This window comes from Arthrobacter sp. GW822-FHT05G07 (assembly GCF_058799755.1).
Map to the genome: position 1 here is coordinate 220,531 of NZ_JBXALT010000001.1, position 13,163 is coordinate 233,693.

The 13,163-nt window shown below is 63.9% G+C and carries 11 protein-coding genes; 6 read left to right on the forward strand and 5 right to left on the reverse strand.

Annotated features, from left to right (window positions below; genetic code table 11):
* Window positions 1-9: 9 nt before the first annotated feature.
* Window positions 10-408 (reverse strand): DUF3499 domain-containing protein, encoded by a 399-nt coding sequence (locus tag AC1RJY_RS00910; protein ID WP_011774043.1) that lies wholly within the window; start codon window positions 406-408, stop codon window positions 10-12.
* Between the two features lie 120 nt (window positions 409-528).
* Between AC1RJY_RS00910 and AC1RJY_RS00915 the strand changes: the two genes are divergently transcribed.
* The gene (locus AC1RJY_RS00915; RefSeq protein ID WP_011774042.1) at window positions 529-1,047 is read left to right on the forward strand and encodes a metallopeptidase family protein; all 519 of its coding nucleotides are present in this window, start codon (window positions 529-531) and stop codon (window positions 1,045-1,047) included.
* A 5-nt stretch (window positions 1,048-1,052) separates the two neighbouring features.
* On the opposite strand, the gene AC1RJY_RS00920 is transcribed toward AC1RJY_RS00915, so the two are convergent.
* From AC1RJY_RS00920 to AC1RJY_RS00930, 3 genes are read right to left on the reverse strand one after another with little or no spacing between them, the layout of a single operon-like run.
* Entirely contained in the window at window positions 1,053-2,708 is a 1,656-nt protein-coding gene (locus AC1RJY_RS00920; RefSeq protein ID WP_498600958.1) for a DUF5719 family protein, read from the reverse strand.
* Window positions 2,701-6,060 carry a glycosyltransferase family 2 protein gene (locus AC1RJY_RS00925; protein WP_498600960.1) on the reverse strand — a complete coding sequence of 1,120 codons (3,360 nt, stop codon included), beginning with the start codon at window positions 6,058-6,060 and terminating at the stop codon, window positions 2,701-2,703. Before AC1RJY_RS00925 ends, AC1RJY_RS00920 begins: the two co-directional genes overlap by 8 nt.
* Window positions 6,061-6,071: 11 nt before the next feature.
* A complete protein-coding gene (locus AC1RJY_RS00930; protein WP_014921116.1) occupies window positions 6,072-6,614 on the reverse strand; it encodes a WhiB family transcriptional regulator in 543 nt (180 codons plus the stop codon).
* A gap of 377 nt (window positions 6,615-6,991) precedes the next feature.
* Between AC1RJY_RS00930 and AC1RJY_RS00935 the strand changes: the two genes are divergently transcribed.
* Complete coding sequence (locus AC1RJY_RS00935; RefSeq protein ID WP_498600962.1) at window positions 6,992-7,687, forward strand: TIGR03089 family protein; 696 nt, start codon at window positions 6,992-6,994, stop codon at window positions 7,685-7,687.
* A 16-nt stretch (window positions 7,688-7,703) separates the two neighbouring features.
* Here AC1RJY_RS00935 and AC1RJY_RS00940 read toward each other — a convergent pair whose 3' ends face one another.
* Window positions 7,704-8,273, reverse strand: a complete 570-nt coding sequence (locus AC1RJY_RS00940) for a GtrA family protein (RefSeq protein WP_011774037.1) — start codon at window positions 8,271-8,273, stop codon at window positions 7,704-7,706.
* 202 nt (window positions 8,274-8,475) lie between these two features.
* On the opposite strand from AC1RJY_RS00940, the gene AC1RJY_RS00945 reads away from it, so the two are divergent.
* Genes AC1RJY_RS00945 through manA form a run of 4 tightly spaced genes read left to right on the forward strand, consistent with a single transcriptional unit; the run spans window position 8,476 to window position 13,161 of the window.
* A complete protein-coding gene (locus AC1RJY_RS00945; protein ID WP_014921115.1) occupies window positions 8,476-9,663 on the forward strand; it encodes a 5-(carboxyamino)imidazole ribonucleotide synthase in 1,188 nt (395 codons plus the stop codon).
* A complete protein-coding gene (purE, locus tag AC1RJY_RS00950; protein WP_011774035.1) occupies window positions 9,660-10,223 on the forward strand; it encodes a 5-(carboxyamino)imidazole ribonucleotide mutase in 564 nt (187 codons plus the stop codon). The genes AC1RJY_RS00945 and purE overlap by 4 nt, the downstream gene beginning before the upstream one ends.
* Before the next feature lie 14 nt (window positions 10,224-10,237).
* On the forward strand, window positions 10,238-11,860 hold the full coding sequence (locus tag AC1RJY_RS00955; RefSeq protein WP_014921114.1) for an LCP family protein: 1,623 nt from the start codon (window positions 10,238-10,240) through the stop codon (window positions 11,858-11,860).
* Window positions 11,861-11,910: 50 nt separating this feature from the next.
* Window positions 11,911-13,161: a mannose-6-phosphate isomerase, class I gene (manA, locus tag AC1RJY_RS00960; RefSeq protein ID WP_498600965.1), complete on the forward strand. Its 1,251-nt coding sequence runs from the start codon at window positions 11,911-11,913 to the stop codon at window positions 13,159-13,161.
* Window positions 13,162-13,163 lie beyond the last annotated feature (2 nt).

Below are 13,163 nucleotides of genomic sequence, written 5' to 3' on the forward strand. Positions count from 1 at the left end.
ACGGCCCGGCTAGGACGGTTCGCGGAGGATACGCAAATGTCCTCGGCGGGTGCCTTCGGTACCAGCGGGCGGTTCCATGTGGGGGTGGCTGTGCCGGGCCGGGGTTTCACTGGGGGCCGAAGCCGCCTCCCGGACCGCGTTGGCAAGCGCCAGCAAATCATCCGGGCCGGGCTCCTGCGGTGTGGTGGGCATAGCCAGGCGCAGGACTTCCCATCCACGCGGAACCGTGAGGGACTCTGCGTGTTGCGAGCAAAGATCGTACGCATGCGGTTCCGCGTACGTGGCCAGAGGACCCAGGACTGCGGTGGACTCTGCGTACACGTACGTCAAAGTGGCCACCGCGGACTGGCGGCAGGCTGATCTTGAACATTGACGAATGGCACCCACAACATCCCAGATTAGCGCCATTCTGCACGCACATTGCGCATTGCCCGCCCGCGCCCCGCTAACTCCCTGCAGTAACAACCGACGCGGCGCGCTCCGGGCCATGAGGTCGCGTTGACGGTTCCTCGGGACTAAAGTCGATATATGCAGTCACAGCCACATGTTCCCGGGTTCACTATCCGGTGGACTGACGCCGATGGCGATCAGTCCGAGGAACACGCCGGTTCGGAAGCGCGGGGTTTCCGGCGACGCCGGCGTAACCGGCACGGACGGGGACTGCGCGGAGAACTGATGCTCCCCAACCTTCCCGGCTTCCGCACCCGCTCAGAGCGCTTCGACGACATGGTGCTGGACTCCGCGGAGCGGCTCCAGGACATGTGGGGCAAACAGCTGGACGGCGTCCTCTTTGCGGTGGACGAAATTCCACCCAACCTTGAGCAACTCGTCGCTACGGGAAACACTGCCCCCATGGGGTCCTATACGCCCGGTGGCCGCGGCGAGGCACCCATGATCACCGTTTACCGTCGAGTGGTTGAGCAGGGCGCTTCCACGCGCGAGGAACTGCAGGACCTGGTCCATGACGTCGTGGTGGAGTACACCGCAGAGATGCTCGGCGTGCCGCCGGAGACGCTGGATCCGGTCTACCGGCGTCGATACCAATAACGTCGCTAGTAGCCCACCGAAACGGGGACCTTCTCAAGTCCCGCCGCCGCGTCCTGAATCGCCACGACTGAGACGTCTGTCCGTCCTTGCCTTCCTAGTACCAAGGCGCCGTACACCGGATCGCCGGAAGCGGACACCACGTAGCCCGCCACAGCCGAACCGCCGGACTTGTCCGGAAGCTCGATCAGGGAGGTGGTCCCGCCGGACATGTCCACGTCGACGGCCTTGCCGACTTTTCCGTCGGCGGTCACCGGAGCGTAAGTGACAGTGCCGCGCCCCTCGGGGACACCAAAGCTCAAGGATCGCTGGCCGTCCCGGGGAACGGCCACCAGGTGCTGGCTGCCGAGACGGGCCGATGACGGTGACCAGGCGAAGTCCGTTGGCTCCTCCGCTTTGGCGCCGCGGGTCAGCCTGGTTGATGCCAGGAACGAAACATCGGAGCTGGCGCTGACGGTATAACTGCCGGCCGGAACACCGTCAAGGTTAAGGGTGGCCACAGTTCCGCCTTTGACCGTCACCACTCCCCCATTGGGAATCTTGCGTTCACCGTTGGCGCCATAAAGGCTTACTTGCACAACGGCGTCGGTGGATCCGGGTACTGCGATCTGGAGAGCCGGTACGGCGTCCGCGAAGCCTGACTTGCCGGCCAGCGCCTTGATGGCCGCCGGGTCCTGGATGTCCACTCCGGACATCACCTGCAGGTTGGACGGCCCCGTACCCGGCGAAAGGTACTCCACACCACCTGGAGCGACTCCACGCAACACGCTCTGCTGGATGGTGGAGGCAACCGGGCCGCCCGTGCTGCGCACGTGCACTGCGAGTTGCGATTCACCCGGTGCGAGTCCAGCGAGGTTCACCGAGCGGGTGGTTCCGGGAGCCACCAAGAGACCGCGGGCTCCGGGAGCCTGGATCTGCCCTTCGTGTCCATACAGGTCAAGGTTTACCGTGGCCGGCGTCTCGGAGGCGTTGCTCACGTTCAGGACAGCTGTCCGACCCACGGCAGTATTGGCTCCCAAGAGCCATGCGTCGTTGCCCGGTGCCTGGCATTGGGTTGACGCGAGGCCACGGAGATCGCCGTCCGAGGCTGAGTAGCTAAGGTTGGCAGCCAAGGATGCTTGTTCGTTTCCAAGGGCCTCGGCGCCCACCACTGCCGGAGAATTCACGGGGCTGATGGACGCCACACCGGCCGCCAGTACTGGCGGCCCAACTGTAGGCGTCGGCGTGGTGGCAGGAGCTTTGGCGATCTCGGCCACCGTCTCGCCATCCAGAGATGTCACGTTACTCCCGGGCACCGTTCCGGCCGGGTTGCTGAGCACCACAGCGTTCAGGGCACTGGCAGCAGTGGTGGACACCGGGCTGAAGTCCGCGTCGGTTCCCACCACGGTTCCATTCACAAGCCTCGCTGGTTCGGGACAGACACCCAGGGCTCGGCCCGCGGGTACATCAGCCTGGCGGATGTCCATGGTGGTCCCGCCGGAAGGTTCGGGCACCATGGACGTCGCCGCCACTGCGCCTCCGCCTGCCGCAAGGATGACCACTGCTGACAGCACGCCGGTGATGATTCCCTTGTTGGAGCTCCGGGATGTGGAACCCCGCGTGGCGGAGCTCCGGGACGTGGAACCCCGCGTGTCGCCGGACACGTTTTTCTGGTCCTCAGACACTGCTGTACTCCTTACGGAGGGACACTTCGTCCCTCGACATGCCGGTTCGGCTGCGGCGTGCGGGCATCGGAACGGCCAACAGGACCGTCAATCCAATCACCACAGCCTGCAGAATTCCGAACCACAGGGCCCAAGGGTTGTTGTAGCGGATTTCAAGGTCGCCGCCGCTGGCCGGTAGCTCAAAGGCCTGTGACCATCCGGATGTTGTGGCCTGCAGTTGGCGGCCATTCATCCAGGCGCTCCAGCCGGGATCGGACCGTTCGGCCAGGACCACCTTCCGGCCCTCCTCGCCCGATGGCACAGTGGCATCCACGGACACATCTTCGGATGGCAGGGCACTCATGAGAGCGCCTTGGGAGTCCACGATGCGTACCCGGTGGGTAGTGTCGGCGGCAGTAGCCGCTGGCTGGTTCCGCGGCGTCACACGCCACAGCCACCCGGCGTCGGTCTGGCCGACAGCCACGAGTCCGGGGACGGCGTCGATCCTGCTGGCCGTCAGCTGCGCGGCGTTGTCCGCAGCCTTGAGGACCACGAAGCCGGCGCCGAGTTGTTCAAGGTCCGCGCGGGGGTCAACGCCCGTGCCCGCCACGATGGTGGCCACGGCCCTGCGGAGGGAGGCAGTGGCAGCGTCATCGGCCGCAATTTCCTCGCGTCCAGGTGCACCAATGATGGTCCGCGCCGAGGCAATGGTGGACAAGCTGTCCAGCGTGGTCCCGGCTCCACGCATTAGCGAAGTGGAGTAGGCGCCGTGCTCACCACTGGTGATGACCAGCGTTCGCGTTCGTTCGGGTCCCTGGCCACGGTCGACGGCGGTGGCCGGCAACGTGCCCGCGTCCACCGGCCATACTTGGCGGCTGGCCCCAAGGGACGGCACCTGTTCGGCAGCCTTGGGCGCCGCAATGGCGCCGGCAGTCGGCGTGGGCTGAAGAACATTCTGGGCAGCCCATGCGGTCATTCCTGCAAGAGGGCCCACGACCAGCAGCGTAATGGCCACGGTCGAAGAAATGCGCCGCACTGGAAGGTGACGCCGTGATGCTTGCGGTGTCCTTCGCGGTGCAGCGAAAAGCTTCTCGGCTCCGAGAATGGCAGCGCCCAGCAGCAATATGCCCGCCGCCGATACGGCCGGGCCTGTGAATGGTCCCACAATCACGTTGTTGTTGACGCCTGTAGCCACATGACCCACCAGCCAACCGCTGGCAAGGGTAGCCAAAGCAACCAACCAGAACACCCGGGCCAGCCCCGCGCGCTTTCCCGGCAGGAACAACGCAGCAACGGCAAGGATCAGGACTGGTGCGATGACGAGCAGAGCCAGCAACAGGGCCCAAGGCACAGCGCCAGGACCGAAGAACGCCAAACCGGTCAAGCCGCCGTCGATATCGAAGGCCAGCGGCTGGCCGAGAAGCTGCTGCCACAACGGCGCTGCCTCAAACGTCAACGGCAATCCGGGATCGGCGAGCAACGAGCGCGGCCTGTCCAGAACGGATATTACGTAGGGCAGGAACAACGCGACCGTTGGCAGCAGCGCCCACCACAGTGTTTTGCCACGCTGCCCGAGGACCACCGCGGCCAGGATCACCGCAACGACGATGGGACCCAACAACGACGGCGCAGAGGCGGTGACTACGGCCATGGCAAGACCTGCGGCAGCTGCAGCAGTCCACGATGGTGTTCCGTTGATGCCCGGCTTGCCTACTATCGGGGCCGGACGGCGGCTGCGTTGGGTTCCGGTGAAGGCGGGCCCTTGGGCGACGGCCGATCCCGAGGCGCGCAACAGCGCCAAGAGCAGCAACGGCATCATCACGTGCGCCACGACGGCGCCGGCACGGCCCTCGTTGATCGCGATCAGGAGTGCGGGAGCACCGGTCCACGCCAAGGCGGCCGCAATCCGGAACCGGCGTTTTGTAGTGAGCGCGCCCGCAGCGAACCATGCGCCCAGGGCGGACAGGGGCATTGCAAGTATCAGCAGCCACACCATCGCGGCGTTGCCGTCGCCGCCTCCAAAGAGGGAGAGCAGCCACAGCACATAGCCGAACGGGTCGCCGTGTCCGGGCAGGCCTGCGCCCAAGGAGATCCACCAAGTTGACGCATTGGCCCAGATATCTCCCGGTGACGCCGAAAGAGGGATAAGCCCACCACCGGCAACGGTGCCTGAGCGGAGCAGCCCCAGCAGTCCCACGAGTGCTGCGGCCAAGGCGATCAGCGCGGCCGCGACGGCACCTGTACCCACCCAGCCACGTTCGTTGGTGGCCAGCGCTGCGAAGTCGTCCGAAGCATCCCCGCTGGGTTCCGGGGCTAAAAGGTCGGAGACGGCCGGGGTTTCGTCGGCCGGGCGGATCGCTTCCAACAACGATCGCCTGTTGGCACGCACCTCCCGCGTGGGCGTCTGCAGGCCACGGACAACCGACCTGTGCACGCGTCGCGTCCTCGCCGCAACGCGGCGGCCCCTGGCGATGGCCATGGGGCGGACGAGCGCGGCGATGGTGGCGGTGAACTGCGAGATGCCGTATCCCGGTTCTTTGACCAGGATGCTCAACACCAGGCGGATAACCGCACCGAACAAGGCGCCCATGGCTTGGAACGGCACGTTCCACCAAGGCGTGTGCTTGAGCCGCAGATGGATCTGGGCTCTACGTGCCGCAGAGGAGGTGCCCAAACCATGTGGGCGGTGCTCCACATGGAACATGCGCGCACTGGGGACTACCACTACGCGGTTGCCCGCAAGCCAGTTGCGCCAGCAGAAGTCAACGTCATCGCCGCTTCCGGGCAAGGCGGGGTCAAAGCCCTGCAGCAGCTCCCAGACGTCGCGGCGGATCAACATTCCTGCTGAGTTCACGGCGAAAGTGTCGCTGCGGGCATCGTATTGCCCCTGATCCACTTCGTCGGCGTCGATCAAGGTGAGGCGTTCGGCCCAGCGGCTCGTTGAAAGTCCCACATCCACCAGGTGCCGCTCGTTGTCCCAGCCGAGCTGCTTGCAGCCCGCCACAGTAACCGAGGGGGCGCGTTCCACCGCATGGAGAAGCTCCGCCAAGGCATCAGGCGCAGGCGCGGCGTCGTCATGAAGGAGCCAGATCCATTGGACGGCGTCTGCTTCCCTGGCGTCGCTGCCGGCGGTGGGCGCGAGCTCTTGGAGGCCAGCGTGAACAGCTGCCCCGAAACCTGACTTCGCGTGCTGGAACGAGGTGACGTTGCGCTGGCCGAGGGCCTCGCGAAGCAACTCCAGCGAGTTATCCGTGGAACCTGTATCAATGCCAATGGCGGCATCTGCCGAACGCGTCTGGTCCGTCAGTGCCGCCAGTGTCCTGGGCAGATAGTTGCCGCCGTCGTGGGAAACCACGACGGCGGTAACGTGCACTTCCTTGAGAATTAGACCGCTCGCTTCCTTAGCCGACGACGTTCCCGCTCAGAGAGTCCGCCCCAAATTCCGAACCGCTCGTCATTGGCAAGAGCGTATTCCAAGCACTGCGAGCGGACGTTGCACGCCCCGCAGACCTTCTTGGCGTCCCGTGTGGATCCACCCTTTTCGGGGAAGAAAGCCTCGGGATCAGTCTGTGCGCAGAGTGCGTCAGTCTGCCAGCCGAGTTCGCCTTCGTCGTCGAAGTCCCCCTGGGGCAGGCCGATCCACACGGGTTGCCCCGGAGTTTCAAGCGGACGACGCAGCTCCATGGGAGGGTCGTCAAGATCTTCGTCCGGCCCAGCGGGCAGGTCACCGATCAATGCCTCATGTGCGGCCAGGAGGGCAGTTGCCTGATCCTCCAAAGACTGCTGCACATTCTGGTTATATCGGTCTGCCGCTTCCGGGTCCGCCGGGTCTACGTACCAATCCCCCGGTACTTCCCGCGAACGGTATTTCACCGACGCATGTTCTGCGACGACTGCATCTTCCTGGATACGCAACGCTTGCCCCATGGCGTCCCTCCTGATTTTGCAGCTGCTGCTTGGATGTGTTTCCGATTCCCGGTGGCGTTCCGGGTTTCTGTGCAGCGGCGTTGATTACTAATTACACGCGTGTAACTACCCGCCAGTCAAGCCGCGCCGGGATAATAATCAAGAACCTGTGGAAACGTGGGATGCGCCACGCCCAACATTTTGCCTCTGGTCGCCGCGTGTCGTGCCGGCAAATGGAAGCCTTGAATCGGTTCGGGTGAACTTTCACTGAATTCCCGCGGAAATTCGTCCCGGACAAGGCACGCACCCCAACGATTGGAAATACTGAGTGTGTTGCATTTCACAATTGCGGCGCTAAGCCCAAGGACGTCAAGGAACCACCGTGGCAAGATTGACGCATGAGCATCCCGGCAGCGAACCTGATGACAGCCCTGCGATCCGGTCATTCAACGTCACCACGACTCACTTGGTACGGCCCCGACTCCGAGCGTGTTGAGCTCTCAGGTCGCGTCCTGGATAACTGGGTAGCCAAGACCAGCAACCTGTTGCAGGACGAACTGGACGCCGAGCCTGGAACGTCCATCAGGCTGGACCTCCCGGCGCACTGGAAATCCTTCGTGTGGGCCCTGGCTGCGTGGCAACTGGGAATGGAGGTGGTCTTTGACGACACCTCTGCGGATCTCCTGGCGACGGACAAGCCCGACGACGGCGCCGGGGCCGGCTTCGGCGCGATCGTTGCGGTGCCGCTGGCGGCACTTGCGATGCGCTGGCCCGGGGAGCTGCCTCCCGGCGTCGTGGACTACGCGGCTGAAGTCCGCTCCCACGGCGACGTCTTCATGGCACACAACGAACCCGAAGCGAGCTTGCCCGCTGTGCGCGGGACTGCAGGCCTCACCCATGAAGAACTCATTGACGGCTTTGCTGCCGCGCAGGACACAGGTGTCCGCCTGCTGGTACGCGCGGCCGACGGCCTGGAGTCATGCCTGGCAGCATCCTTGGGCGCCTGGAAAGAAGACGGCTCCGTGGTCTTGGTACATCCGGACCTCGACGTGACCGAGCACCTGCTGGACAACGAGCGCGTCAGCCGTTCCTAGCCTGCGGGGTTTACTGTCAGACGTTCTTGATGGACGGAACCTCGCCGGTTGCCGGGCCTGCAGCGCCGGCTTCGCTTGGACCCTTGGGCTTGTGGTGGAGGTCCAGAAGCTCATGGTCGTGAGAGAACTCGGGCTCGGCATCCAGCTCTTCGTTGAAGACCCAGAATCGGTAGGCGAAGAAGCGGAAGATGGTGCCCAGGACCAGGCCGACTACGCTCCCCGCGATGAACAGCGACGGCTTGTCATTCAGCTCCAAAATGTATTTGGCGAACCACACGCATCCGGAGGCAATCAGGAGCCCGATGACGTTCATGACGCCAAACAACACTGCTTCACGAACCACATTGGCTTGCTTGCGGTGACGGAACGTCCAGAACCGGTTGGCAACCCACGAGAACACACTTGCCACGATCGTCGCAATAGCCTTCGCCCAGACTTCGCTGCCGTGCATCGGGCCCGAAAAGAGCCAAATAAAGACAGCCGAGTCAATGACAAAGGCAACACCGCCGACGGCGCCGAATTTGGCCACCTCGCGCCAAAAAAGCGAGGCAAGTCCGCGGATGCGATCTGCAAGTGTGGTGATCATGACCCTCCATGGCCGTTGAAAAATGGGCCGATGGGCCAAAGCCATTTTAGCGCCGATTTCCAAGCGTCGCCTCGTAAAAGGCTGTGAGAACGCCGATACTGCACCCGGTTCACCTGTTGGCAGGCGACTTCTCCTCCTGTAAATGGCTTCGAAAGAGCGGCAGAATCAGTGATCCCGCTGCCGGTTCGGTAGGCTGAACCTTGTGACTTTTCCAGTAATTGGCGTTGTTGGCGGCGGCCAGCTCGCACGAATGATGGCTCCGCCCGCTACCGCCCTGGGCTTCGAACTGCGTGTTTTGGCCGAGGGTGAGGACGTTTCTGCCGTGGCAGCAGTGGCCACTGCGCCTATCGGCGACTACAAGGACTTGGACGCTCTTCTGGAGTTCTCCAAGGGCCTGGACGTCATGACCTTTGATCACGAACACGTTCCCACGCAACACCTGCAGGCCCTGCTCGATGCCGGCGTCAACGTCCAGCCAGGCCCCGATGCCTTGGTGAACGCCCAGGACAAGCTGGTGATGAGGGCTGCCATTGACCGCTTGGGACTCCCGAACCCGGAATGGTCAGCGGTCAACACCGTTGACGAGCTCGTGGCTTTTGGCGAGAGGATCGGCTGGCCCGTCGTCTTGAAGACGCCCCGCGGCGGCTACGACGGCAAGGGAGTCAGGATGGTTGATTCCGCGGACGACGCCCTGGAAACCGCCGACTGGTTCCAGGCCATGAGCCCCCTGCTGGCCGAAGCCAAGGTGGACTTCAGCCGCGAACTTTCCGCCCTGGTTGCGCGCAGTCCCAGTGGCGAATCCCGTGCCTGGCCGGTTGTCCACACCATCCAGGTGGACGGAGTTTGCGACGAAGTGATCGCACCTGCCCAAAACATTTCTGTTGAAGTGGCTGCCGCCGCCGAAGAGGCCGCGCTGCGTATCGCCAACGAACTCGGCGTCACCGGCGTCATGGCCGCAGAGCTGTTCGAAACTCCGGGAGTCGGAGTGGGCTTCCTCATCAACGAACTTGCCATGCGCCCGCACAACACCGGTCACTGGACACAGGACGGCTCCATCACCAGCCAGTTCGAGCAGCACCTGCGCGCCGTCTTGGACCTCCCGCTGGGCGCCACCGATGCTTTGGCCCCGGTGGTGGTCATGAAGAACTTCCTGGGCGGCGACAACCAGGATCTCTTCAAAGCCTTCCCCATGGCGTTGGCCTTCGAACCCGCGGCCAAGGTCCACTCCTACGGCAAGTCCGTCCGTCCGGGCCGCAAAATCGGCCACGTGAACCTCGTTGGCAGTTCGGTTTCGGACGTGGACTCCGTCCGTCAGCGCGCCACCGCCGTGGCCAACATCATCCGCGACGGCCGCAAGCCGGAGCAGACCACCCTTGAGGAGACTGCATGACTTCGACAACAACAGCCCCGCTCGTTGGGCTCGTGATGGGTTCGGATTCCGATTGGCCGGTCATGGAGGCCGCCGCGGACGCCTTGGCCGAGTTCGGCATCCCCTTTGAGGCGGACGTCGTTTCAGCGCACCGCATGCCCACTGAGATGATCCGCTACGGCCAGACGGCCCACGAACGCGGGCTCCGCGTCATCATTGCCGGAGCGGGCGGCGCAGCCCACCTTCCCGGCATGTTGGCTTCCGTCACGCCCCTTCCCGTCATCGGCGTCCCGGTCCCCCTGAAAACATTGGACGGCATGGACTCCCTGCTGTCCATCGTGCAAATGCCTGCCGGCGTTCCCGTGGCCACTGTGTCCATCGCAGGCGCCCGCAACGCGGGACTCCTTGCCGTTCGCATCCTCGCTTCGGGAACCGACGACCTCGCTTCGAAGCTTCGCGCTGACCTCCTCACCTTCGCCCAGGAGCTGAACGACGTGGCCACCAAGAAGGGCGAAAACCTGCGCCACAAAGTGGAAGAGGTCTTCTCTCCCGCCAACGCCTCTGCCCGGAGCTCCCGCTAGGAAGGCAGCGGTTGATGACCATGCACAAGACTCCGAGTCAGCCCGGTTCCGCCCTGACTGATCCCGTCCGCTATCCGACCGGTGCAAGCGCTCCGGTGCGGACCAAACGCGCCTTCGTGCTGGTCCTCCTCACCCTTTTCGTTCCCGGCAGCGCACAAATCGTTGCCGGGGACCGCAAACTTGGCCGCATCGCCTTGCGGGTCACCATCACGGTATGGGCTCTTGCCCTCCTCACGCTGTTCATAGCCTTGGTGAACCGGACAATGCTGCTCAGCATTGTCACCCACCCTGTGGGCTCGTTGTTCATCATCGTCATCCTTGTGGCGTTGGCCTTGGGCTGGGCCTTCCTGTTCCTCAATACCCTGAGAATCATCAGGCCCGCACTCCTGGCACCGGGAATGCGGCCCATCATCGCTGTCGTCCTGGCGGTAACCACTGTCCTTGCCAGCGGATCGCTGGGCTATCTCGCCTACGTCCTGAACGTGAGCCGCAATGCGATCGGCAGCATCTTCAATGCCGGCCCCGCCATAGATCCTGTGGACGGCCGGTACAACTTCCTCATGATGGGCGGCGACGCCGGAGACGACAGGACAGGCCGTCGCCCGGACAGCCTGTCGGTCATCAGCGTCGACGCGAAAACGGGTGAGAGCGCCATCATCTCCGTCCCCCGCAACCTTCAAAACGCGCAGTTCAGCGAGGGCTCGCCGATGCGCGAGGTCTATCCGGACGGCTACAACTGCGGCGACGAGTGCCTCATCAACGCCGTCAACACCGAGGTCACCAACAACTACCAGAACCTCTACCCAGGGGTTGCCGATCCCGGCGCGCAGGCCACGCTCGAAGCCGTGTCCGGCACGTTGGGCATCACCGTCCAGGCATATGTCCTGGTTGACATGGACGGTTTCGCCAAACTCATCGATGCCATGGGCGGGATCCGCATCAAGGCCGGCGGCTGGGTACCCATCAGTGGTCCCGTCACTGACGAGGCCAACGGAATTCACGGGATGCCGGATGGCTGGATCGCGGCCGGCGACCAGCACTTGAACGGCTTCCAAGCCCTTTGGTACGGACGTTCCCGCGAATTCGTGGATGACTACGCCCGGATCGCACGTCAGCAGTGCGTCCAGCAGGCCATGCTCAAGCAGCTGGATCCTGCCACCCTCCTCACCAAGTTTGAGGACATCGCCAACGCCGGCACCAAGGTGGTCGACTCCAATATCTCGTCCAACCAGCTGGGCAGCTTTGTGGACCTCGCCTTGAAGTCCAAGAACCAGCCCATCAAACGCCTCACCATCGGGCCTCCGGACTTTGACGCGTCCTTCTCCACGGTTCCTGACTTTGACGTGATCCATTCCAAGGTCCAGGAAGTCCTGGCGTCGTCCAACACCCCCAAGGCGAGTGACGCCGTCGTTTCGTACGATGGAGCCGCTGCCGGAGCGGTCATGGCCGCTGGCCCGGTTGCCGGATCCGTTCCCGCGGGTCAGCTGCCGTCGCCGTCGGCCGATTTCACACCTGTGACCACCACGCCCGACGGCACCCCGATCACCATCGAGTTGCTGAATGGCCTCAAGGCCCAAGGCGATGAGCAAGGTATCCGTGACCTCGTGGCCACCAACGGACAGTGCGCCCCGCTGTAAGCTGCCTTCCGCCCACCCCACGTTCAGCGCAACGATAAGGACTTTCTTTCGTGTATCAGATTGAGAATGTTTTGCGACCCTATGCGTGGGGTTCGACGACGGCGATCGCCGGGTTGCTGGGTCGTCCGGCATCAGGTGGGCCCGAAGCCGAAATGTGGATCGGAGCCCACCCGGACTCTCCCTCCACAGCCATCCATCCCAATGGGGTTACTCAGCCACTGGATGCCTTGATCGCCTCCGATCCCCTGCGCTGCCTGGGTTCGGAAAGCATCGCCGAGTTCGGAGCACGGCTGCCGTTCCTCACCAAGCTCCTGGCCGCCGAGCAGCCGTTGTCCTTGCAAGTGCACCCCAGCCTGGACCAGGCACGGGAAGGATTCGCACGGGAGAATGCAGCCGGGATCCCGGCCGATGCCGCGGACCGCAACTACCGCGATGACAACCACAAACCGGAAATGATTTTCGCCCTGACTCCGTTCAAGGCACTGTGCGGTTTCCGTTCGCCGGCTGCGTCCAAGGACATTTTTGAGCACCTGGCCCATGTCCTTGATTCGGCAGCAGTCGATGCTCCCGATGTCATTAACGGTGTCATCACAGACCTCAGCCAGCCCGATGAGTCCGCAGCCCTGAAGGCTGCCTTCAGCCGGCTGATCCAGGGTGGCAGCGACGTCTCCGACGTGATCCATGAGGTAGTTGCGGTCCTATCCGCGGGCGCACCGTTGGAGCCGCACCGCGAAGCCCTCACCGCGATGCTGGACATCAACGAGGCCTTCCCCGGAGATCCGGGCGTCCTCATTTCCCTCCTTCTCAACCACCTGTCCTTGGAGCCCGGCGACGTGGTTTACCTGCCTGCCGGCAACATCCACGCCTACCTCCATGGATTGGGCGTGGAGGTCATGGCGTCCTCGGACAATGTGCTCCGCGGGGGGCTCACGCCCAAGTACGTGGACGTCCCGGAGCTGCTGAAGACTGTGCGCTTCGAAGCACTGGGTGTGCCGCGCGTCGAGGCCAGCGGGACGGAATTCGGGCAGGAACTGTACCGCCCGCCGTTTAGGGAATTCCAGCTCCAGCGCATTGAGCTTGCCCCGGGCGCCGAGCCGGTGCCGCTGGCACAAAACGGGCCTGCCGTCGTCGTAGTGGTGTCCGGTTCGGTGATGCTGGACTCTCCCAAGAGCGACCTCCGCTTGCAACGGGGTGCCGCCGCGTTCATCCCCGACATCGAGGCACCCGTGAACGTCCACCCCGTGCAAGGCGCCACGGACACGAGTGTTGCCTTTGCAGTGACCACCGGTCTGGGGAACTGATC